Raw genomic sequence first — 22,282 nt, 5'->3', positions numbered from 1 at the left:
CGTTTAGAATGACGGCCTTATGGCAATAAGGATATGGTGACATTCAAACTTCCATGAGACCTGCCGCAAGGCCGAATGGCAAATATAGAGTGACGCCCCATCGAGAGTTGAGGCTGCGACCCGCGAATCAGGCCGTCAGCGCTGCGTCCCTCAATCCGCGCCACACGCGCAGCGCCTGGCGATTCTCGGCTATGTCGTGCACGCGCAGCAATTGCGCGCCCTGCGATGCGGCCTGATAATGGAGCGCGACACTCCCGCCCAACCGCTGATCCGCAGGCGCCTCGTTATCGAGCGCGCCGACCATCCGCTTACGGCTCGCCCCGAACAGGATCGGACAGCCGAGCGTGTGAAACAGCGCCAGGCCGTTTACCAGCGCAAGATTGTCGGCGACCCCCTTGCCGAAGCCGAGACCTGGATCGACGATGATCTTCGCAGGGTCGATTCCGGCCGCAATACAGGCTGCTATGCGCGCTTCGAGCATATCGTAGACATCGAGGAGCGGATGATCATATCCGCTGCCCTCATGCGGGTCGCTCTTTGCCGACGGCGCGTGCATCAGCACAACAGGGCACCCAGCGCCCGTGACCACCTCCACCGCACGCGCATCGTAGCGCAGCGCCGAAATATCGTTGACGATCGCCGCTCCCGCAGCGAGGGCGGCCTCCATGACCGCGGCCTTGCGCGTATCGATCGATACCGCGACGCCGCCCTTCGCAAGCGCCGCGACGACGCCCTCGACGCGCGCGACCTCGTCCCCTTCCCAGACCAGGGGCGCTCCGGGGCGCGTCGATTCGCCGCCGACATCGATGATGGCAGCCCCCGCCGCCGCCATGGCGAACCCCGCCTCGGCCGCTGCAACCGCGTCAACATGCTTACCGCCGTCGGAGAAGCTGTCGGGCGTCACGTTTAATATGCCCATGAGCTGCGGTTCATTAAGACGCACGGTCCTTTCGCCGAGCACGAGCGCGCTGCGCGGGCGCTGCACCGCGGCGCGCTGCGCCATTGCCGCCTGCCCGAGCGCGTCCGGCATGGCCGCGATCCAGTCATCGAGCTCGGGCACCGGCACAAGCGCCGATCGGGGGGCGCCGCCATCGCGCACGCTGATCTGCCACGCAGCGAACCAGAGCATCGTATCGGCGAGGCGTAGGCAGGCCTCATCGAGCTCGTGCGGCCGGTCCACGAAGCAGGCCGGGCGGAGATAGATTTTCGCGCTCGCCGAGGCGTTGCCGAGGCTGGGTCTGGTCAGCGCAGCAAACATGCTCCCCCTCTCCGTTCGTGCTGGATTCGCCGGCGCACTTTATTCCTCCCGCATGGTCCCAGGCCAGCATCGGCCCTTCGAAAGGCTTGGGCGAGGCCTTTTGAGCATCGAGGCTTACGCCTCGTTGGCGAGCAGCCAGTCCTGCCGCACCGCGTCAATGACGCGCAGCACCTTGCCATTATCGACATGCCAGAAGGTCCAGCCATTGCAGCTCGGCGCGCCCTGCACGCTTGCACCGACTTTGTGGATCGACCCCGGTGCCTGCCCCTCGCACTCGAGGCTACCGTCGACCCGCACCTTAGCCCGCCAGCGACGCTTGGTGTCAGTCAGCATCGTTCCCGGCGGGATCATGCCGCACTCGACGAGCGTACCAAAGGCAACGCGCGTCGCAGCCTTTGGCGCCATCATCGTCTTCACCGCGCTCTCGTCGAGCGGCAGCGCCATTTCGATGCGTTCGTTAGCCGCGGCGATATAATCATCCTCACGCTCGATCCCGATGAAATGGCGCCCGAGCCGCTTTGCGACGGCGCCGGTCGTGCCGGTTCCGAAAAAAGGATCGAGGATCACGTCGCCGGGGTTCGAGCAAGCAAGCAGAATGCGATAAAGCAACGCTTCGGGTTTTTGCGTCGGGTGAACCTTGTGTCCGCCCTTCTTGAGCCGCTCCTGCCCGCCGCAAATCGGGATCAGCCAGTCGCTGCGCATCTGGAGTTCGTCGTTCAGCGTCTTCATCGCGCGATAGTTGAAGGTATAGCGCGCCTTTTCGCCCATCGATGCCCAGATCAGCGTCTCATGCGCGTTGGTAAAGCGCGTCCCCTTGAAGTTGGGCATCGGGTTCGCCTTTCGCCAGACGATGTCGTTGAGGATCCAATAGCCCTGATCCTGCAAGGCTGTGCCGACGCGGAAGATATTGTGATAGCTGCCGATCACCCAGATGCTGCCGCCGGGCTTCAGGATGCGCTTTGCTTCCTTGAGCCAGGCATGGGTGAAACGGTCGTAGGCGGCCAGACTGTCGAACTTGTCCCATTCATCGTCGACAGCGTCGACCTGGCTGCCGTCGGGACGGGTGAGATCGCCCCCGAGCTGGAGATTATAAGGCGGGTCGGCGAAGATCATGTCGATCGAGGCCGCGGGGAGCGCGCGCATCGTCTCGACGCAGTCGCCCTGCAAAATGCTGTCGAGCGGCAGATCCGCGGGGACCGCTTTCGGTGCCCGCTCTTTCCCTGCCGGCGCCTTGACCCGCTCCATCACTCCCATGCCGCTCGCCCCTGTTTGTTGCAAAGAAGGCCCTGATGAGTCCGGCGACAGCCGCCGTCAAGCTCAGGATTCTAGGGAATCCGCGTGTCCAAATGGTTAAGGGGAGGAGAACGAAAGGAGTCTGCCACGACATATGGAGTCCGCCGCGCGGCCAAGACTCAACCACTGGTAGTGTGGCAGCGGGGACTCACTGGGCAAAAAAATCCTGCAGTGCCCGTTACCAGCGGTTCCAGACCTTCTCGGCAAACCCGGGCAGGCCGCGTACAGCGAGCAGTGCGCCGTCATCGAGGATCACCTGTCCGGAAAAATAGCCAAAGACCTGATCCTGCTCGGTCTTGACCATGCCGGCTTCGACCTTGGCCCAGCGGTTGACCGCGGGCACAAAATGCATCTCGAAGCGCCCGTCATTGCTTGTGAAGTGCCACCGATCGCTGTCGGGCGCGCCGCTGGGCATGTGAAAGGCGATCTGATCAAGCTTGTGCGCGCGGCCATCAACGAACAGCATATTCTCGCTCGCCGCGGAGGTCTCGCCAAAGCCATAGCCGATGTTGAAACCAATGGGCCGCCCCTCGACAAGGCCCGACGCCGAGCCCCAGTACCAGACATTGTCATAGGTCCACACGCCGCGGCCCCAATCGAGAACCCCAAAGGAGGTTTCCGGCGTGAAATCATGGACCTGTGATCCGATCCTCACACCGCCCCGCGCCGGCATGCAATTGATTTTCTGATTATAGTAAAAGGCGTGCGGGTCGTCGGCGAAGGGAGTGGCAATGACCATCCGCTCCATCGGGGGCTGATCGAGCCGGATTTCACCCGATAGCCCGCGGCCGCCGTCGAAGCCGGGCGCGCGGACCGTCAGCCTCCGTCCGCCCGGCTCGTGCCGGAAGGCCAGTTCGAGCCCGTCCTGCGCCTGAACGATATCGCCCGCATCGGCGCTGGCAGGCAGCGCCATCCTCCCCATCGGCTCGGCAATCAGCGCGCCGTCGTTTACAAAGCTTCGCCCGCGCAGATCCATCCACGAAACGCCAAGATAGCCGATATAGCCATTGTCCGCGACCGTCAGCGCGAGCCCGAAGTCCGCGTTGAGAACGCAGTAATAATCCCATTCCTTGATGCGGGCAGGATGGGCGGCGATCAGGCTGCGGTCGTAACGGCGAACTTCGCGCGTCGCATAACCGGGATCTGTAAGATGCCCCGCCGCATCGTGGAGGGGCCCCTCGCCCATGACATGCTGCGCCATCGCTTTGCTCGCCCTTCTGCCCCTATATCCCCGGATCCACCCCGGTGAGGTCGATCGAACGCTCCCAAAGCTCGCGCGCGAGCTTGGGATCGCGCGCCATGCTCGTCGCGCGCGCCGGGCCCGAGCGGCCGGTGACCTCGCCCAGCCCCTGGGGCCCCAAATAGTCGCCGCCCTGCACATTGGCGCCCGTCGCCGCCTGCAGCGTCGGCCAGGCGCCCCGCGCCGCGCTGTTGAAAAAGGGGGTCGCAAGCGGGGTCATATAGCGAAGCGGCATCGGCAGGTGCCGGGTGAGCTCGGTGAGCGCGACGCCCGGGTGACAACCGATCGCCTGCGTCGCGCGGCCGGCCTTCCCGAGCCGCCGGTCGAGTTCGTACATCGTCAGCAGATTGGCGAGTTTGCTGGTCTGATAGCGCTGCCAGACATGATAGCTGCGACTCGCGTCGAGGTCGCTGTAGTCCATGTGCCCGCCCTTGTGCGCGAGGCTGGCGGTGATCACGATGCGGTCGTCGACATGGGGGTGGATGAGACCGGTGAAGGCGAAGGGGCCGAGGTGATTGACCCCGAATTGCAGTTCCACGCCCTGCCGCGTCAGCGTCCGCGGCGGAACCATCACCCCGGCATTGTTGATGAGCACGTCGATCCTGGGCCCGGCGAGTACCGCTGCGGCTGCCTCGCGGACCTGGTCGAGATCGGCAAGGTCGAGCTTCAGAAAGCTGAGCTCAGCCGTGGGCGCGTCGCTGCGGATCGCATCCATCGCAGCCTCGGCGCGCGCCGCAGCGCGGCACGCCAGCACGACATCGGCGCCGCGCACGGCAAGGACCTTCGCAGTTTCGAAGCCGATACCGGCATTGGCGCCGGTGACGAGAAAGCGCCGCCCGGTCTGCACGCCGACATCCTCGGCGGTAAATCCGCTGCGCATCGCCTCTCCCCTTCTCCGGCGGTCAGACCAACTGCAATTGCGCGACCGGCGCGAAGCTCGCCCGGTGGAGCGGCGTCGGACCGTGCTCGCGCAGCGCCCTGAGATGCTCGGGGGTACCATAGCCCATGTTCGTCGCCCAGCCAAAGACCGGGTAGTCGCGTGCCGCTGCGACCATGATGCGATCGCGATGCTCTTTGGCAATGATGCTCGCCGCGGAAATGCAGGGGTGCAGGGCGTCGCCGCCGATCACCGCGCGCGCACGATATTTCCAGCGCGGCAGCCGGTTGCCGTCGACGAGTATTTCATGCGGGTCGCAGCCCAGTGCCTCGACCGCGCGCGTCATTGCAAGGAAAGTCGCCTGCAGGATGTTGACCGCATCGATCTCGGCGACGCTTGCCTCGCCGATGCCCCAGCGGCAGCGGGTCTTGATCAGGATGTCGAGCTCGCCCCGCCGCTTCGCGGTCAGCTTTTTGGAATCGTCGAGGCCATCGATTCCGCCCTCGCACAGGATCACCGCGGCCGCGACAACCGGCCCCGCGAGCGGGCCGCGCCCGGCCTCGTCGACACCGACCGTCAGATACGCCAAGGCGGATATCTCCGATATTCGCCCGCCTGATAGAGGCAAAGGCGATTCCCGGCAGGATCGGTCAGTCGCGCCTCGCGCCAGCCCCTTGGCTCATCCTTGGGCATCGTGTCGAAGCGCACCCCGCGCCGCGCGAGATAGGCGACCCAGGCATCGAGCGCGCCGCTTTCGAGGTAGATTGTCGCGCCGCCCGCGCCGCCACCCCCGACGTGGACCGAGAGCGTTACACCGTTGGCGGCTTCAAAGCGTGCATAGCCATTCTCCGGGCTGTCGACGATCTGCGTCAGCCCCATCTGCTTGTAGAAGGCGACCGAGGCGCCATAGTCGGCCGCCGGCAGCGTGACCTGATTGAGCGCCGGACCGGTAAACAGCCCGTCATTGCGCACCGCCTGCTGCCCCATCGGACCATGCCCCTCGCCAAGCCCCGGCGCATCGAGCAGCGAGAGACGCACGAAATCGCGCGCGCGCGCGGTCGCTGGCTCGACCGGCATGCCCTGCGCGAGCCCGGTGGCGATAGCGCTCGCAAGCGTGCAGCCGGTGCCATGCGTGTAGGGCGTGTCGATCCTCGGCGCTTCCCAGCGCGCGACTTCGCCCGCCCCGGCCTCGAGCAGCCGGTCGGTCACCATCTCGCCTTCGCCGTGCCCGCCCTTGACGAGCAGCGCGCAGCCGTACGCGAGAATGGCCTCTTCGCCGCCGAGCGCTGACAGTTCGCCGAGGTTGGGGGTCACCAGCGCCGCACGCGCCAGCAGCGCCTCGAATGCCCGGATCGTCGCTGCGTCGGCGAGCACCGATCCACTCGTCGACACCATCACCGGATCGAAGACGACGGGCGCGCCCGAAAGGTCGGGACGCGCCAGCCGCTCGGCAACGGCTGCCGCGGTTTCGGCGCTGCCGATCATCCCGATCTTGATCGCATCGACGCCGATGTCGCTCTCGACGCTGTCGATCTGCATCAGCACCATGTCCGTCGGGACCGCGTGCACGCCCTGCACCCCGAGTGTATTTTGCGCTGTAATCGCGGCAATCGCAGTCATCGCGTGACCGCCAAGCATCGTCACCGTCTTGATGTCGGCCTGGATCCCTGCGCCGCCCCCGCTGTCGGATCCGGCGATGATCAGGACCCGCGCCGTCATCGCACCGCCCCCGATCGCGTCATCGCGCGCCCGGATGGCGCCGCTCGGTCGACGCCGGGAATTTGGCCAGCGCCGCGCCTTCGCGCAGCGGCCGGTCGAGCAGGTCACCGCCACAATTGGGGCAGCGCTCGTCGAGCTTGTCGGCGCAATCGGCGCAGAAAGTGCACTCGAACGAGCAGATGAAGGCGCCGTGGATGTCGGCGGGCAGATCGCGGCCGCAACGTTCGCAATCGGGGCGCATTTCGAGCATGTCTATTCTCCTGCAGCAACGCGCACTGCGTCGCAAATCATATCGACCACGCGCTCGACTTCGCCGGCGTCGTCGCCCTCGGCCATCACGCGGATCACGGGTTCGGTGCCCGAGGCGCGGATGACGAGGCGGCCGCGGCCGTCGAGCGCGCCCTCTCCCTCGGCAATCGTCGCCTGGACCTGTGCGTCGTCGAGCGGTTTGCCGCCCTTGAAGCGCACATTCTTCAGAAGCTGGGGTACCGGGTCGAACTGGTGGAGCAGTTCGCTCGCGGGTTTGCCCGAGGTCACGAGCTCGGCGAGAACCTGGAGCCCGGCGAGCGTTCCGTCCCCGGTGGTTGCGTGGTCGGATAGGATCATATGTCCCGATTGCTCACCGCCCACATTGAAGCCCCCGCTTTTCATGCGTTCAAGCACATAGCGGTCGCCGACCTTGGTGCGCTCGAGCCGCAGCCCCTCACTCTCCAAAAAGCGCTCAAGGCCCAGGTTCGACATGACCGTCGCCACGACCCCCCCGCCCTTCAGCCGCCCCTGCCGCGCCCAGCTTGCCCCGATGAGACCCATGATCTGATCCCCATCAACGATTGCGCCCTTTTCGTCGACGATGATCAGCCGGTCGGCATCGCCGTCGAGCGCGATCCCGATATGGGCGCCGCTCGCGACGACGGTCTCCTGCAAAAGCCCAGGTGCCGTCGAGCCGCAGCGATCGTTGATATTGACGCCATTGGGTTCAACCCCGATCGCCACCACATCGGCGCCCAGTTCCCAGAACACCGTCGGCGCGCTGTTGTAGGCGGCGCCATTGGCGCAATCGAGGACGATCTTCAATCCATCGAGGCGCGCCGATTCGGGCAGGCTCTGCTTGACGGCGTGGATATAACGGCCGCGCGCGTCCTCGATCCGCTTCGCGCGTCCGATCTGCGCCGGCGCGGCAAGCTTCGGCTGCTCGGCGAGCAGCAGCTCGATCTGCGCCTCGTCCTCGTCCGACAGCTTGTAGCCGTCGGGGCCGAACAATTTGATCCCATTGTCGTGAAAGGGATTGTGGCTCGCCGAGATCACCACGCCAAGATCGGCGCGCATCGAATGCGTCAGCATCGCCACCGCCGGAGTCGGCATTGGGCCAACCTGAACGACGTCCATGCCGACGCTTGTAAAGCCAGCGACAAGCGCGTTTTCGAGCATGTACCCCGACAGACGTGTATCCTTGCCGATCACGACGCGATGTTTGTGCGTTCCGCGCAGGAAGTGGGCGCCGGCGGCCATGCCCACGCGCATCGCAACCTCGGCCGTCATCGGAATCTCGTTCGTCATCCCGCGGATACCGTCGGTTCCGAAAAACTTGCGCATGCCACCTCTGCTACTTAAGCCGAACACCAGGACAAGAGCTTGCCCGGAGCCCCCGGGATGGCCCTAGGTCACCCATTTTTGCTTGGCAAGAAGGCCAGCAACTGCCCGAGGAATTTGAACGTGAAATCCGCATGGGTCATCCTCTCGGCGCTCATCGTCGGAATGTTGCTGGGCGTCGGGGTGGAAGGCCTGTCGCCTGGCGGGGCGAGCGCCTCGCTGCGTATCGTCGAGCCGGTCGGTCTCCTCTGGCTCAACGCACTCAAGATGACAATCGTCCCCCTGATTGTTGCCCTGCTGGTCACCGGAATCACCGCGACCGCCGACGCCGCGCGCGCCGGCACCCTCGCGGCGCGGGCGGTTGCAACCTTCATCGTCGCGATTGTCATCACCGGCATCATGGCGCTCTTGCTCACCCCCCTGCTTCTACACGTCTTTCCGCTGTCGGCGAGCGCGGCCGAGGCGCTTCGCCGCGGACTGGGAGGGGCGCTCGAGGCACCGCCATCACCGACCTTTGCCGACTATCTACTCAGCCTCGTGCCCACCAACCCGATCGCCGCCGCGGCGGAAACCGCGGTTCTGCCTCTCATCGTCTTCACCACCATCTTCGCCTTTGCGATCACCCGCATCGAACCCGAACAGCGCGCGAGCCTTTCGAACCTGTTCAAGGCCCTTGGCAACGCCATGCTGGTCGTGATCGGCTGGGTTCTTGCGCTCGCACCGATCGGGGTGTTTGCGCTTGGCTACGCGCTTGCCGTCAAGGCCGGATTTGCGGCGTTCGGCGGGCTCCTCCACTATGTGCTCATCATCTCGGCTATCGGCGCCGCCTGCCTGGTCCTCGGCCTCATCCTCGCCTGGCTGGTCGCCGGCGTCGCGCCGCCCCGCTTCATCCGCGCAATGATCCCGGCCTTTGCGGTCGCACTCAGCACGCAAAGCTCGCTCGCCAGCCTGCCGCCGATGCTCAAGGCCTCCGAAGCGCTGGGGGTCGACCCCAAAAAGGCCGACATCGTCCTGCCGCTCGCAGTCGCGCTTTTCCGCTTCACCAGCACGGCGATGAATCTCGCGGTGGTCATCTACATTGCCTGGTTGTTCGGGATCGGGCTGACGCCATGGACAATGGCGATCGGCCTTACCGTCGCGGTCGCCGCGGCGCTGAGCGCCGTCAGCCTTCCCGGTTCGATCAGCTTTGTCACCTCGATTGCGCCGATCGCGGTGTCGATGGGTGTCCCCGTCGCCCCGCTCGGCCTTCTTGTCGCGGTCGAGACATTCCCCGATATCTGGCGTACGCTCGGCAATGTCGTCGCCGATGTCGCCGCCACCAAATATGCCGCTGACGCAGTCGCGGACGAACAGGCAGGAGAAACGCCATGAAGTATCGCACGCTTGGCCAGGGGCTTCAGGTATCTGCGATTGGCATCGGCTGCATGCCGATGATCAAGGGGGGCAATATCCTGTATGGCGAGGCCGCCGACATGGACGAGGCAACGCGCACGATCCACCGCGCGATCGACCTTGGCGTCACCTTCTTCGATACCGCCGAAATCTATGGTCCCTTCGCGAACGAGGAACTGCTCGGCGAGGCGATCCGAGACAAGCGCAACGGTCTCGTGATCGCGACCAAGTTCGGCTTCAGGTTCGATGGCAAGCAGATCGTCGGTGTCGACGGCTCACCTGCCAACGCCCGCCGCGCCTGCGAGGGTTCGCTCCAGCGGCTTGGTATCGATGTGATCGATCTCTTCTATCAGCACCGCGTCGATCCCACGGTCCCGATCGAAGAAACGGTCGGGGGCATGATGGAGCTCGTCAAGGAGGGCAAGGTCCGGCACATCGCGCTCTCCGAAGCCGGTCCGGACACGTTACGCCGCGCGGCCAAGGCCGCACCGATCACTGCGCTGCAGAGCGAATATTCGATCTGGGAACGGGACGTTGAAGAGGAAATTCTCGGCATCTGCCGCGAAAACGGCATCGGTTTCGTTCCCTATTCCCCGCTCGGCCGCGGTTTCCTTGCCGGCACGATCCGCAGCCGCGACGAGCTTCCAGAGCATGACTGGCGACGCAATGACCCGCGCTACTCGGAGGAAAACCTGCCCGCCAACCTCGCGATCGTCGATACCATCGCCGATATCGCGGCAAAGCATGGTGTTTCGAACGCGCAAGTCGCACTCGCCTGGCTGCTGGCGCAGCGTGACGACATCGTCCCGATTCCCGGCACCAAGCGCCGCGCCACGATGGAGGACAGCGTCGCCGCTCCCGATGTCTTGCTGACGGCAGAAGACCTCGCCATGATCGAAGCTGCCGCCCCTCGGGGGGGCACCCGCGGCCCCCGATATGGTGAGCAGGGCATGCGAATGGTACGGCTTTAAGGGGGCTTTGCGGGGCGCGGCGCCTTGCTCCGCGCTTGCTATAGCAGGCGTCCGCGGCGGCGACCCGCTTCGCTGTCGGCCTCCGCGGCTCCGTTTCGCGCGCCTAGCCGACCCAGCGCCATATGCCCGCAGCCATATAGCCGAGTGCGCCATGCGCCCAGGTCGCGGCGAGCCAGACGAGAATACCGCCGAACAGCGCGTGCGGACGGGGGATGGTATCGCCCCATGGCGTGGTACCGCTGGCCTGCCGCGCGAAAGGTACGAAGCTCGTACGGGCCGCCCAGTGCCGCCACGTGTCGCCCATCAACTGAGCCTTCTTCGCGTCCTGCCCTGCAGCTCCGACGAGTGCGAGAAACGCGATCGTTGCGGAGAGCACCATCTGGCCCGGGGTTGGCATGACGAGTGCGTGGGCCAACGCCCAGAGGGAAAAGCCCCACATCATCGGGTGGCGGGTGATCGCATAAACGCCGCGAGGAGCACTTTGTGCGGCAAAGGCCGCGCCGGGGGCGGGCAATGCCGGATTACCGACGAGCGAGCCCATGAAGAGAATGCTCGCGAGGAGCACGAGGAGCGAGGCCATCGTCCACAGCGCATCGCCTGCAGCCCAGAGCGGCGGCTCGGGCGGCATGCCGCGCCACGCCTGCACGACGAGTATGAATGTCGCGAGTGCCACGATGGAATACACAATCTGGAAGGGCCGCTCGCCCATGCGGCCTGCGAGCGGCGCGCGCAGCGGGTGCGACAGTATGAGGTGCGAACCCACGAACAAGATGCAGGTCACGATCAGCAAGGTCATCGGTTCCACGGCCCCTTACCTCTCTCTTCGGCGCTGCGCCCGCCTGGCGCGGTCTTTATGCCTCACCAATCATAGGCGTTTGGCAGCGTATCTTCCACCGGGTTGGCGTAGCGGTCGCGCAGCCGGTCCTGCCGCGTTGTCAGCGACTGGCGCTTGCCATCGATCCAGATCGCTCGCGGGCGGCTGCCAAGCTCGAGCGGGTCCCTGTCCCAGATCACCACGTCGCCTGCGCGCCCCGGTCGTAGCGAACCGATCTCGCCGTCCATGCCGACCGCACGCGCCGGCGCGCTGCTGATCGAGGCAAAGGCCTGATCCCAGCTCAGCCCGCTCGCCCCGGGCATTCGGGTCAGCCCGACCAGATTGCCTGCATATTGCGTTGCATAGCCCATTTTATGCGCATCATCGTCGTCGAATACCCCGACCGAAACGTCGATACCCGCCGCTTTCATCCGCCCGGCGTTCGATTGTGTTGCCCCCAATCGCTCGAAGCTGCCAGGAAGGTCGGTGAGCGGCGACACCAGCACCGGCACTTTTGCCGCGGCAATCTCGCGCGTCACCATCCAGCCCTCGGTCGCACCGACGAGGACGAGCTTCAGCGCCGGAAAATCCCTTTTGAGCTTGAGCACGTTCATGATGTCAGCGGCGCGGTCGACGCGCACGAACAGCGGAGTCTTGCCCTCGATCACCCGCACGAGAGCATCAGCGTCAGCGCGCTGAATCATCGCGTCATTGCCCCATTCGGCAAGCGCCGCCGGGTTGCGCGCATAGCTTCGCGCCGCGAGCAATTGTTCGCGAAAGAGCAGGAAGGTTGCGGCGCGGCTGCCGCCTGCCTTTGCCGACCCCGCCTCGCCGAAAGCCACGAACTGCAGCGCGCGCGGGCGCGTGACCATGTCCATGTCGTCTGCAAGATCGACGACCGCTCCCTGTCCTGCAAACAGGTTGCTGCTCCCGCTCGGCGCAACGATCGCGCGGGTGACACCGGCGGCCCGGTTGACGGCGATCGGGGATCCCATCGGATTGAGCGCCGGGGCGATGTCGAGCCCCGCGGAAAAACGGGTGCGCGGCGCCGAGCGGTCGTTCGTACCGCTAACCGCATCGACTTCGGTCAAGCCGACGCGGCTGAACGCGGCGACAATTCCCGGAGTGACATAATGCCCCTCGGCGTCGATGCGCTCGATCCCGGCGGGGACCTGAATATTCGCGCCAGCAGAAACGACCTTGCCGCCCCGCACGACCACTGCCCCGCCCGCGATCGGCGGACTCCCATCCCCGATGACGAGCGTCGCATTGACGATCGCGACATCCTGCGCCGCGGCAGGCAAAGCCAGGAGGGCGGCGGCAGTAACGAGGAGAGCGCGGATCATTTCACATCCCCTTCGCCCGGCTGACCCAGCTCGAAATCGCTCACCGGGCGGCGCTTTGCGTCCATCGCGTCGAACATCAGCGCTCCGTCGACCCACACTTTCTCAGGACGCGTATAGGCGCTGAAGGGGTTGCCGTTCCACAGCACCACGTCGGCCATCTTGCCGGGCTTCAGGCTGCCCGTCCTGTCGGCTATGCCGAGCGCCTTGGCGGGATTGTAGGAGAGCCAGGTCCACGCCTGCGCGTCGCTGATCTCGATTCCCATCCGGCGCCCGGCGGCCAGCGCCTTTGCGGCCTCCTGATTGAGCCGCTGGATCTGATTTTCATCATCCGAATGGACGATGGTGCACGCACCCGCCCGGCTGACCATTGCGATATTCTCGGGCACCGAATCATAGGCTTCCATCTTGAAGCCCCACCAGTCCGCCCACATCGCGGCGCAAATGCCCTCCCTTTCGAGGAGGTCGGCGATCTTGTAGGCCTCGACCGCGTGATGGAACGCCGTCACCTTGTACCCAAACTCGCGCGCCATATCGATGACGAACGCCATTTCGTCGGCGCGGTAGCAGTGATTGTGGACAAGGATGTCGCCCGACAGCACGCCTGCGAGCGTTTCCATGGCAAGGTCCCGATCGACGGTCTTCCCCTCGTCGAGCTTCTTCTTGTAGGCTGCCGCCTTCGCCCAGGTCGCTCGGTCGACCGCAAAATTGCCCATGCGGGTCGAGGGCATCCGTCCCTTGCCACCATAGACCCGCTTCGGATTCTCGCCGCACGCCATCTTGAGCCCATAGGGAGCGCCAGGGAATTTCATCCCCTGAACCGTGCGCGCGGGTACATTCTTCAGTACCACCGAGCGGCCACCGATGAGGTTCGCGCTGCCCGGCAGGATCTGCAGCGTCGTCACCCCGCCATTGGCAAGCGCACGCGTGAAGCCCGGGTCCTGCGGCCAGACGCTATGCTCGGCCCAGACTTCAGGCGTCGTCGGGGCGGTCGCCTCATTCCCATCGTCGTGCGCATCGACGCTGGGCGTCGGATAGTCGCCGAGGTGGCTGTGGACGTCGATCACGCCCGGGGTCAGATATTTGCCGGCCCCGTCTATGACATAGGCGTCGGTCGGCAGTTCCATGTCGGGCCCGCCGATCCGGTCAACCTTCCCACTGGAGAGCACGGCTCTGCCATTGTCGATCCGTCCGCCCTCGCCATCGAAGATGGTGACATTGGTTACCGCTGTCAGCCGGGTCGGATATCCCCTGTATGTGGAGGGATAGGGGTCCTTGTCGAACCGCTCGGCCTTCTTCTCGGCAGACGAGATCGTATCATTCGCAGATTTCGTGTCCTGCCCGGCGGCAGCACAGCCCGCGAACGCCAGCGACATGGCGGCAAGCAGGCCGCCTTTCATCCCCCGCCGCACGATCAGGATGCGGGCTTGGGTTCAGGATGGACGCCGGCCGCCTGCGGTTCTGCAAATTCGCCCGAACCCGCGATATCGTCTTCGCGGTCGCGCAGCGTGTCGAGATGCATCCACTTCTTCACGATCGGCGACAGTGCGAGCACGATGATGCTGACACCCAGCGTGATCCAACCGATCTCGTTGTAGATGGCGAGCGTCGCGTCTTTGGTCATCTCGCCGCTCTCACCCCCGGTTGCTTCGCCGATCTTGCCCGCAACGAAATTGCCGACCGCGGTCATGTAGAACCAGGCTCCCATAATCAGCGAGGCCATGAACGAGGGAGCGAGCCGGTTCATCGCACTCAGACCGACGGGTGATAGGCAGAGTTCGCCCGTCGTGTGGAGCAGGTAAAGAAGGAAGACAAAGATCACCGGCGTCAGCGCCTCGGGTCCGACGCTCCGCGCGCCCCAGACGAAGACGAGAAAGCCAAGACCGACCTGCGCGAGCGCCAGCGCGAACTTGGCAGGCGCCGAGGGTTCAAGTCCGCGCTTGCCCAGAAACTGCCACAGCGCCGCGAAGACCGGTGCAAAGAGGATGATGTAGATCGGGTTGATCGACTGGAAGAGCGAGGCCGGAACCGACCCGATGTCGACATAGCGATCGGTATAGAGGTTGAAGCTGCCGCCAGCCTGTTCAAACAGGCCCCAGAACAGTGGATTAAGCCCTATCAGGAAGAGGATGGCATAAATACGGTCGCGCGCATGATGCTCGATACGGAATTTCTCGATCGCCAGCCCCACCAGCACGACAAGCATGCCGCAGACGTAGATCAGCTGCGCGAGCGTCAGTCCCACGACCCTGGCGCGATCATCCGACAGCGGCAGGCCGAGCACGTTCGAAAGCGGAAGGAACAGCATCGCGGCCATGCCGGCGATTAGGATGGCGCGGCTGTCGCCGGGGGCGCTCGCCATCTTGCCGTAAGGTAGCTGCAGCGCCGCAACAGCAGCGACATAGACGAGAAGGAGCGTGCCCGAGACGAGCAGCAGGTTCTGAATGACGTCCTGATACTGGATGAGTCCCCACATCACGAGGACCGCAGCAACGCCAGCGCCATAGAGGGTCCATTCCTTCTGACGGCTAAGCGGAGCCGGCGCTTCGCCCGCACCCAGCAGCACTTTCTTGCCCAGCACGAAAACGATCAGCCCGGCGATCATGCCGATACCCGCGAGCCCGAAACCATAGGCCCAGCCAATCTTCTGCCCGAGATAGCCGACAAGGATGGTGCCGATCGCCGCCCCCGAGTTGATCCCCATATAGAAGATTGTGTACGCCGCATCGCGGCGCATGTCGGTCAGGCGATAGAGCTGCCCGACCATCACCGAGATATTCGCCTTCAAGAAGCCCGACCCGACAATGATCAGCGCGAGCGCCAGCCAGAAGACGTTGATCGTCGGGTCATCCTGCCCACCCACTCCCTCGAACGCCATGAAAAGATGGCCGAAAGCGAGTAGGACGCCCCCGAACAGTACTGCCTTGCGCTGTCCCAGATAGCGATCCGCGAGATAGCCGCCGAGCACGGGCGTGATGTAGACAAGGCTGGTATAGGCCCCGTAGATCAGGTTCGACTTGCCGTCGGAAAACAGCCAGTGCTGCGTCAGGTAGAGGATCAGCAGCGCGCGCATGCCGTAGTAGGAGAAACGCTCCCACATCTCGGCGAAAAAGAGCATGTAGAGGCCTTTGGGATGGCCCGCGAACTCGGGTTTGCGACCTGCGGCAATCAGCGCGCCGATGGTCAGGAACGCGCCCAATACCACCAGCGCGATGACGAAGGTCCAATCCCCCCCGTCCCAAAGGCTCATGTCTTTCATGCGAATGCGTCCCCTTGTCGTTCAATGTCGTTTTGCGGCCATATGCCGCATATATCCGGCCAACCTAGCGTGAAAACCGAGCAATGGAAGAATCTAATTGCGCGTGAAACCGGTTCGCGGCGACCGCACGTGCTTGCGAAAGACTCGCAAAACGGCCACATGCGCCCCCATGTTCAACGACAGATCATCGCTCCGCTCCCACCTCGCCACGCGCCGCTCGGGAAAAGCGCGCGACATGATCGCGCCCGGGCCTGGTGCCGACGAGCTCAGGGAGATTATCGGCCTTGCGTTGCGCACGCCCGATCACGGCAAGCTTGCGCCCTGGCGGATCGTCACGGTCGCGAGCGATCAGCGCGAGGCTTTCGCTGCCCTGCTCAAACGCGCGTGGGTGGCAGAAAATCCAGGCGCGGCAGGCATGGATCTTACGGCACTCGACCAGTTCGCGCACCAGGCTCCGACCCTGCTCGTGCTGATCTCGGCCCCGGTCCTCGGTGCGAAAATCCCGGTCTGGGAGCAGCAGATGTCCGCGGGCGCGGTCGGCATGAACCTGCTCCACGCCGCGCATGCGCATGGTTTTGTCGGGAGCTGGCTTACAGGCTGGGCGGCGTACAGCCCAGACGTCGCGGCCGCTTTCGGTGTTGGCGAAGGCGAGCGGATTGTCGGCTATTTCTTTCTGGGCTCTCCGGGTGAACCCCTCAAAGAGCGGCCACGACCGGAATATGATGATGTCGTAAGCGCTTGGGACATATAATTTCGCGTTGCTGCCCGGCGGAGCAATGATCGCGATTTGACTGTGCTGCTGTCTTATGGCATTAAGTCGGCATGCTCGACCAGACCAAACCCGTGTACCAGCGTCTTCGCGACGTGATTGCCAACGCCATTCTCGACGGAACCTACCGCGACGGCGACATGTTGCCCTCGGTGCGTTCGCTCGCGGCCGAGGAAGGTGCGAACCCGCTCACCGTCGCCAAGGCGTACCAGACTTTTCAGGACGAGGGGCTGGTGACGGTCAAGCGCGGCGTGGGCATGTTCGTCGCGGCGGGCGCCACGGACAGGCTGCGCGAGTTGATGCGCGAGGATTTTTTGACGAACATCTGGCCCCCTGTCGCCCAGCAGATGCGTCGCATCGGTCTCGACGCGCGCACGCTCCTCGACCTCACCGAGGCCTGAGCGAAGGGCAAGGGGACGCGTTCCTCTCGTTATTTTCCAATCTGCGCTGCCTTTTCGCGCAAATCCATGGCCGCCCGGCGATAGCCTTCGCCTTCAAGAAGATCGGCGTAGATCCCCATGATCTCGCCGTTCAGCGGCTGCAGCCGATAGGCGCGCGCGATCAGGGTCAGCGCACGCTTCGCATCGCCCTTCGCCGCCCAGGCGCGCGCAAGTTCGCGCAGCACTGCCGCGTCTCGGTTACCGATCCGACGGCGCACCCGCTCGAAATGGGCGATCGCCTGGTCCCAATGCTCAAGATCCATCGCGAGATGCCCCGCGAGCCGGTCAGCAGCGACGCTCGAGGGCTGACTGTCGCGCAGCGCCAGGATCGCCGCGCCCGATCCCGCAGCATCGCCGGCCTGGTAGAGGGCATTGGCAAGCCGCAGCGTAGTGCGCTCACCGGCGTCAAGGTCCCGCGCCCTGCGATAGGCAATCACCGCGAGGTCAGATGCGCCGGCGGCGAGCGCTGTGTCGCCAAACAGGAGATGGGCGTCGGCAACCCCCGGATTAGCGCTGCGCAGCCTTAGCGCGCGCGCGAGGGCATTTTGCATGCGGCCGCTTGCGATGTCGGCGCGGATGGCCGGAATCGCCTTTGCCGGATCGAGCGGCGCGGCGTCGGCCGCCATCGAAACCAGCCCATAGCTGTCGTCGATCGCGAAAGGCGCCGCATCGCCGCGCGTCAGCGCCGCCGCGCGCGCCTGATAGCTAGCCGACGCCTCGCCATCACCGTCTTCGGCGGCCACCCGCGCTGCAAGCAATAGCGACCAGCTGTCGGCATCGCTTCGCGCTACGATCGGCGCCAGCGCCTCAGCGGCGCCATCGGCATCGCCGTCGGCCCAGCTCGCCGCCGCGAGGATGCGCCGGGCGGTCCAGTTGTGCGGCTGCTCGGCGATCAGCCGCTCGGCCCAGCTCGCGGCCAGCGCCTCGCCGCCAAGTTCGAGTTCGACGATGGCGCTCAGCAACATGAAAGCCGGCTCTTCGTCCATCTGCCCGCCCGTGCGCTGGAGCAGGCTGCGCGCGAGGAGATAGTTGCCCGCGCGCGCCGCGAGCACCGCTTGCAGATAATAGAGGCGGGGCTCGCCCGGGACGATCCGCGCAGCACGGCGCAGCGAGACAAGCATGTCGCGATAGCGGCCAAGGTCGCCTAACGTCGCGGCCTGGTCGATCAGCGCCCCGGCATTGCCTGGATCGGCGGCAAGTGCCTTTTCGTACCAGGCAAGGGATGCGGTGAGCCCTGCGCGGGTCCGCACCAGATTGGCCTTGAGCGCGAGCGCCTCGGCGTTCGCGGGGTCGAGTTCGATCGCATAATCCACGGCATCGCGCGCCCCCATCGCATCGGCATTGGCATCGCGAAAGCGCGCGACGTCGACCCAGAGCGCGGCCTCGCGCGGCAATTCGCGAACGGCCCGGTCAAGCGCCTCGCGCGCCGCACCAAGGTCGCCATCCCTGAGGTAGACAAGGCCTGCCACCCATGCCGCCTCGCCCGCCATTTCAGGCGCGACGGGCCCGCTGCCAAGCGTCTTGAGCGCGCGCGCGCCATCCCCTTGCGCTGCGTAGGCGCGCGCGAGGAGCGGGCGCAGCAGCTCGGCGCGCGCGCCGGCGGCAAGCGCGGCCTTGACCGCCGCTTCAGCGGCCACCCCGTCACGAAGGCGTAGTGCGATACGCGCGAGCTCGACCTGCGCTTCGACCGACTCCTCCGATGCGGGCGATGCCTGCAGTTCCGCGCGCCGCTTCTCGAGCGTTTCGCGCCCGCTCATCGGCCGCGGCCCATCGCACCCGGCCAGTAGCGCTGCCGTCAGCAGCGCGCCCATCCAGACGCGAGGCGGTGTCATTCAGGCCTGCATCCGATACTGCTTGAGCAGATCATAGAGCGTCGGACGGCTGATCCCGAGCAACTTCGCCGCCGCCGAGATATTGCCCTCACTTTGTGTCATGGCGCGGCGGATCGCCACACGATCGGCCGCCTCGCGCGCGCTGCGAAGGTTAAGCCAATCTGGCTCTTCGCCGGCTTGCTCCCTCGAAAGATCGAGGTCATCCTTGGTCACCAACTTGCCATCGGCCATGATCACCGCGCGCTTGATGCAGTTTTCAAGCTCGCGGACATTGCCGGGCCAGGGCGCCGCGTCGATCGCGTGGAGCGCATCGGAGGCGAAGCCGCGGACGCCAGGGTTCATCTCGGGCGCATAATGATGAAGGAAATGGCGGGCGAGCAGCACCGCATCGCCCGGGCGCTCTGCGAGCGCGGGGATCTTCACCACCATCTCGGCGAGGCGGTAATAAAGATCCTCGCGGAAGCTCCCCTGTCTGATCATTGCGTCGAGATCGCGGTGCGTTGCGCAGACGATGCGCGTGTCCACCGCGATCGCCTTGCGGCCGCCGATCCGCTCGATTGTCCGCTCCTGAAGGAAGCGCAAGAGCTTGACCTGCAGCGGCAGGGGAATGTCGCCGACTTCGTCAAGGAAGAGCGTGCCGCCGTGCGCGAGTTCGATCTTGCCCTCGGTCGTCTTGACCGCGCCGGTGAACGCGCCTTTCTCATGCCCGAACAATTCGCTTTCGAGCAGGGTTTCGGGAATCGCGGCGCAGTTGATCGCAACGAACGCCCCGTCGCGCCGCGCACTTGCCTCGTGCAGTCCCCGGGCGAGCAATTCCTTGCCGGTGCCGCTCGCGCCGAGCAGCATCACACTGACGCCAAGGTCGGCGACCCGCTCGATCGTACGGGCAAGCTTCAGCATCTCGGGCGCCCCGGTAATCATTCCGCCGAGAACGCGGTTGTCCCCTGCACCCTCGCTGGCGAGACGGGCATTCTCGACCTCGAGTGCGCGGACATGGAAGGCGCGCCGGACGATGAGCCCAAGCTCGTCGATATCGATCGGCTTCTGATAGAAATCCCACGCCCCGTTCGCGATCGCACCGAGCGCACTCGCGCGCTCGCCGTGCCCTGAGACAACGATGACCTTGGTGTCGGGCTTTGCCTCCAGAATCGCGCTCAGCAAGCGAAAACCCTCGCGGGTGCCGTCGGCGTCGGGCGGGAGGCCAAGGTCAAGTGTCACCACCGCAGGTTCCTCGGCGCGCAAAAGTTCGATCGCGCGGTCGTGATCCCCCGCGATCAATACTTCATAATCCTCATAGGCCCATTTGAGCTGTGTCTGCAGCCCCGGGTCGTCCTCAACCACCAGGAGCTTTCGCGTCTCGGTCCCCACGCTTGTCATCATCCCGCTTTCATCCATTCATGTCCCGCGTCGTTCGCGCGCTTCTCGCCCGCTGCCGGCAGCCACACGGTGAAGCGGCTTCCCTTCCCCGGTTCGCTCATCACGTCGATTGCCCCGCCCATGGCCTGCGCGAGTTGAAGCGCCTCGAACGCGCCGAGCCCAAACCCGCCCTCCTTCGTCGAGACGAACGGTTTGAACAGCTCGTCCTGAATGAAGGCGCGGGTCATCCCGGTGCCGAGGTCGAGAATGTCGATCCGAACCCGTCCTGCCTCGCGTGCGGCGATCAGCTGCACAGGCGAGCCTTCGGGCGAAGCGTCGATGGCATTGGACGCAAGCTGCTCGACGATCTGGCGCAGCGCGGCAGCGTCGGCCCAGGCCGCCAGTCCCGGCTCGCAGCCGAGGACTAGAGACGCGCGCGGCCGCATCTGCGCGGCAATGTCGCTAAGCACGGGCTCGACAAAGGTCCGCGCGGCCTCGGCGGGCCTGCCTCTTTCGCGCGGCGACAGGCGCGCGATCAGACCTGCAAGCCGCCCCGCCGAGAGCTTGAGTGTCTCAACCATGTCGGCACGGAACTCTGGCTTGTCGGCGTGCCGTTCAGCATTGCGCGCGAGCAGCGACAATTGGCTCGCGAGATTCTTGATGTCGTGCATGATAAAGGCGAAGCGCCGGTTGAACTCGTCGAAGCGCTTTGCTTCCGAAAGCGCCGCCTGGCTCTGCGATTCGGCAAGATAACTCGCCGCCTGACGCCCCGCGATGCGCAGTACGTCCAGGTCCTCCCAGTCGAGCGCGCGCGAAACGGCCGGCCGGTGAAGCACTGCCAGCGCGAGCATACGCCCGAAATGAAGAACCGGCACTGCGACCCAGGCGCGCAAGTCGTTGATCAGCCACGGTGGAAGTGCGAGCTCATCGCCAGCCTTGGCGCCGGCGCGGCGTATCGCATCGAGGTCTGCGATATGCTGCGTCTCCTGGAGCACGAAGGCGCAGCGCAGCGGCAGCTCGGCCGCCTCGTCCGCGCCGCCCGGCCAGCGCCAATCGTCGGCGACGCAGAACGTACCCTGCGCGTCGGGGAGCATCAGCAGCGCGCCGGGGCTGCCGGTTAGCTCGGCGAGCGCCTTCGCAACCCGGCGGTGGAGGTTCGTGCTGCCCTCGCCTTCCTCCGCCTGCCCGAGGGTCGCGGTGAATCGCATCCATTCGGCGCGGTAATCATAGCGATGCTCGAAAAAATGCTTCGATATCATCACCGAGATCCATGCGCGGGCGCGGCTCGACAGGAACAGCAGCCCCCCGGCCCCGAGCGCGAAAAGCAGGAATATCCCCTGGGCAAGCTCGCCATAATCGCCCCCGACAAGCCGCGCGACCGCGCCCGTCAGTCCGATCAGCACCAGGTAGGCGGCGGCGCCGAGCAGCAGGATCGTGCGCGTAGCCGCGGTGCGCGACAGCCGCATCCGCTCGCGGCCGACGTCCATGGCAGCAACGATGAAGGTCGGCAGGATGAGCAGTGCCACGGCGGGGAGCAGCAGGATCAGCGTCGTTGCAGGCGCGCCCGTCAGCGCCCCGATCAGCTGGACATTGAGTTCATACGCCCAGAGCATCGCAAAGCCGCCGCCGACCGCGAGCACGGGCATCCTGAGCCCTGCGCTGCCATGGCGCACACCGCTGTCGACGAGGAGAAGCCCGCCCGACGCGGTGATCATCGCAGCGATCGCGAGGCCGGGCGCCATCCACCCCGCTGCCGGAAGGTGGTTGAGAAAGCTCGCGACTCCGCCAATCGCGGCGACGGCGCAAATGGTCATGAGAAGTCGCAGGATCAGCCGCTGCGGCGGAGACATGGGCGCGCGTGCGTTCCAGAAGGTCGCGCCAAGCCATCCGAGCCACGTGATATTGCGCACCGCCCGCCCAAGCATCGCCTGCGCGGACCCTGGCCCGAACGCCTCGACGCCGATACACCAGATAGTGGTCCCCCCGGCCGCCGCAATCAGCCAATGGGGTGCCGGCATCAGCGCCGCCATCCGTGCCCTTGGCCGGCTGAGCAGCCACAAGGTCACCCCGGCAAACCCCGCCAGCGCGAGCGTCGCAAGGAGACCGGACAGGGCGAGAAGCTGGGACAC

General features: G+C 65.4%; 19 protein-coding genes. 4 read left to right on the top strand and 15 right to left on the bottom strand.

Annotated features, from left to right (window positions below; all coding sequences use genetic code 11):
• Window positions 1-127 precede the first annotated feature (127 nt).
• The 8 genes from folP to glmM all read right to left on the bottom strand — a co-directional run bounded on the left by folP (window position 128) and on the right by glmM (window position 7,980).
• On the bottom strand, window positions 128-1,258 hold the full coding sequence (gene folP, locus LH20_RS10045) for a dihydropteroate synthase (protein ID WP_053554075.1): 1,131 nt from the start codon (window positions 1,256-1,258) through the stop codon (window positions 128-130).
• Between the two features lie 114 nt (window positions 1,259-1,372).
• On the bottom strand, window positions 1,373-2,512 hold the full coding sequence (locus tag LH20_RS10040) for a site-specific DNA-methyltransferase (protein ID WP_053554074.1): 1,140 nt from the start codon (window positions 2,510-2,512) through the stop codon (window positions 1,373-1,375).
• 217 nt (window positions 2,513-2,729) lie between these two features.
• On the bottom strand, window positions 2,730-3,737 hold the full coding sequence (locus LH20_RS10035; RefSeq protein WP_083455579.1) for a DUF2804 domain-containing protein: 1,008 nt from the start codon (window positions 3,735-3,737) through the stop codon (window positions 2,730-2,732).
• A 37-nt stretch (window positions 3,738-3,774) separates the two neighbouring features.
• Complete coding sequence (locus LH20_RS10030) at window positions 3,775-4,671, bottom strand: oxidoreductase (RefSeq protein ID WP_053554072.1); 897 nt, start codon at window positions 4,669-4,671, stop codon at window positions 3,775-3,777.
• Between the two features lie 22 nt (window positions 4,672-4,693).
• Complete coding sequence (locus LH20_RS10025) at window positions 4,694-5,248, bottom strand: ribonuclease HII (protein WP_144423685.1); 555 nt, start codon at window positions 5,246-5,248, stop codon at window positions 4,694-4,696.
• Window positions 5,245-6,387: a bifunctional hydroxymethylpyrimidine kinase/phosphomethylpyrimidine kinase gene (thiD, locus tag LH20_RS10020; RefSeq protein ID WP_053554071.1), complete on the bottom strand. Its 1,143-nt coding sequence runs from the start codon at window positions 6,385-6,387 to the stop codon at window positions 5,245-5,247. Before thiD ends, LH20_RS10025 begins: the two co-directional genes overlap by 4 nt.
• Before the next feature lie 19 nt (window positions 6,388-6,406).
• Entirely contained in the window at window positions 6,407-6,637 is a 231-nt protein-coding gene (locus tag LH20_RS10015) for a DUF1272 domain-containing protein (protein WP_053554070.1), read from the bottom strand.
• Window positions 6,638-6,639: 2 nt separating this feature from the next.
• Entirely contained in the window at window positions 6,640-7,980 is a 1,341-nt protein-coding gene (gene glmM, locus LH20_RS10010) for a phosphoglucosamine mutase (RefSeq protein ID WP_053554069.1), read from the bottom strand.
• Window positions 7,981-8,100: 120 nt separating this feature from the next.
• Between glmM and LH20_RS10005 the strand changes: the two genes are divergently transcribed.
• Complete coding sequence (locus tag LH20_RS10005) at window positions 8,101-9,348, top strand: dicarboxylate/amino acid:cation symporter (protein WP_083455373.1); 1,248 nt, start codon at window positions 8,101-8,103, stop codon at window positions 9,346-9,348.
• Entirely contained in the window at window positions 9,345-10,340 is a 996-nt protein-coding gene (locus tag LH20_RS10000) for an aldo/keto reductase (RefSeq protein WP_053554068.1), read from the top strand. Before LH20_RS10005 ends, LH20_RS10000 begins: the two co-directional genes overlap by 4 nt.
• Before the next feature lie 103 nt (window positions 10,341-10,443).
• On the opposite strand, the gene LH20_RS09995 is transcribed toward LH20_RS10000, so the two are convergent.
• From LH20_RS09995 to LH20_RS09980, 4 genes are all read right to left on the bottom strand, one after another.
• Window positions 10,444-11,136, bottom strand: coding sequence for an NnrU family protein (locus LH20_RS09995; protein ID WP_053554067.1), 693 nt, complete (start codon window positions 11,134-11,136; stop codon window positions 10,444-10,446).
• Between the two features lie 62 nt (window positions 11,137-11,198).
• Window positions 11,199-12,500, bottom strand: a complete 1,302-nt coding sequence (locus tag LH20_RS09990) for an amidohydrolase family protein (protein ID WP_053554066.1) — start codon at window positions 12,498-12,500, stop codon at window positions 11,199-11,201.
• Window positions 12,497-13,897 (bottom strand): amidohydrolase, encoded by a 1,401-nt coding sequence (locus tag LH20_RS09985; protein WP_053554065.1) that lies wholly within the window; start codon window positions 13,895-13,897, stop codon window positions 12,497-12,499. Before LH20_RS09985 ends, LH20_RS09990 begins: the two co-directional genes overlap by 4 nt.
• A 14-nt stretch (window positions 13,898-13,911) precedes the next feature.
• Window positions 13,912-15,756 carry a peptide MFS transporter gene (locus LH20_RS09980; RefSeq protein WP_053554064.1) on the bottom strand — a complete coding sequence of 615 codons (1,845 nt, stop codon included), beginning with the start codon at window positions 15,754-15,756 and terminating at the stop codon, window positions 13,912-13,914.
• A gap of 169 nt (window positions 15,757-15,925) precedes the next feature.
• Between LH20_RS09980 and LH20_RS09975 the strand changes: the two genes are divergently transcribed.
• Entirely contained in the window at window positions 15,926-16,507 is a 582-nt protein-coding gene (locus LH20_RS09975; protein ID WP_053554063.1) for a nitroreductase family protein, read from the top strand.
• Window positions 16,508-16,578: 71 nt separating this feature from the next.
• Window positions 16,579-16,926 carry a GntR family transcriptional regulator gene (locus LH20_RS09970; protein ID WP_053554062.1) on the top strand — a complete coding sequence of 116 codons (348 nt, stop codon included), beginning with the start codon at window positions 16,579-16,581 and terminating at the stop codon, window positions 16,924-16,926.
• A 29-nt stretch (window positions 16,927-16,955) separates the two neighbouring features.
• Here LH20_RS09970 and LH20_RS09965 read toward each other — a convergent pair whose 3' ends face one another.
• The 3 genes from LH20_RS09965 to prsK are packed head-to-tail and all read right to left on the bottom strand — an operon-like array spanning window position 16,956 to window position 22,282.
• Complete coding sequence (locus LH20_RS09965; protein WP_053554061.1) at window positions 16,956-18,797, bottom strand: tetratricopeptide repeat protein; 1,842 nt, start codon at window positions 18,795-18,797, stop codon at window positions 16,956-16,958.
• Window positions 18,798-20,174: a PEP-CTERM-box response regulator transcription factor gene (gene prsR, locus LH20_RS09960; protein WP_053556219.1), complete on the bottom strand. Its 1,377-nt coding sequence runs from the start codon at window positions 20,172-20,174 to the stop codon at window positions 18,798-18,800.
• Window positions 20,174-22,282, bottom strand: coding sequence for an XrtA/PEP-CTERM system histidine kinase PrsK (gene prsK / locus LH20_RS09955; protein WP_235527174.1), 2,109 nt, complete (start codon window positions 22,280-22,282; stop codon window positions 20,174-20,176). Before prsK ends, prsR begins: the two co-directional genes overlap by 1 nt.

Source organism: Sphingopyxis sp. 113P3 (assembly GCF_001278035.1).
Classification (GTDB): domain Bacteria; phylum Pseudomonadota; class Alphaproteobacteria; order Sphingomonadales; family Sphingomonadaceae; genus Sphingopyxis.
This window is presented reverse-complemented; position numbering and strand designations above follow the sequence as displayed.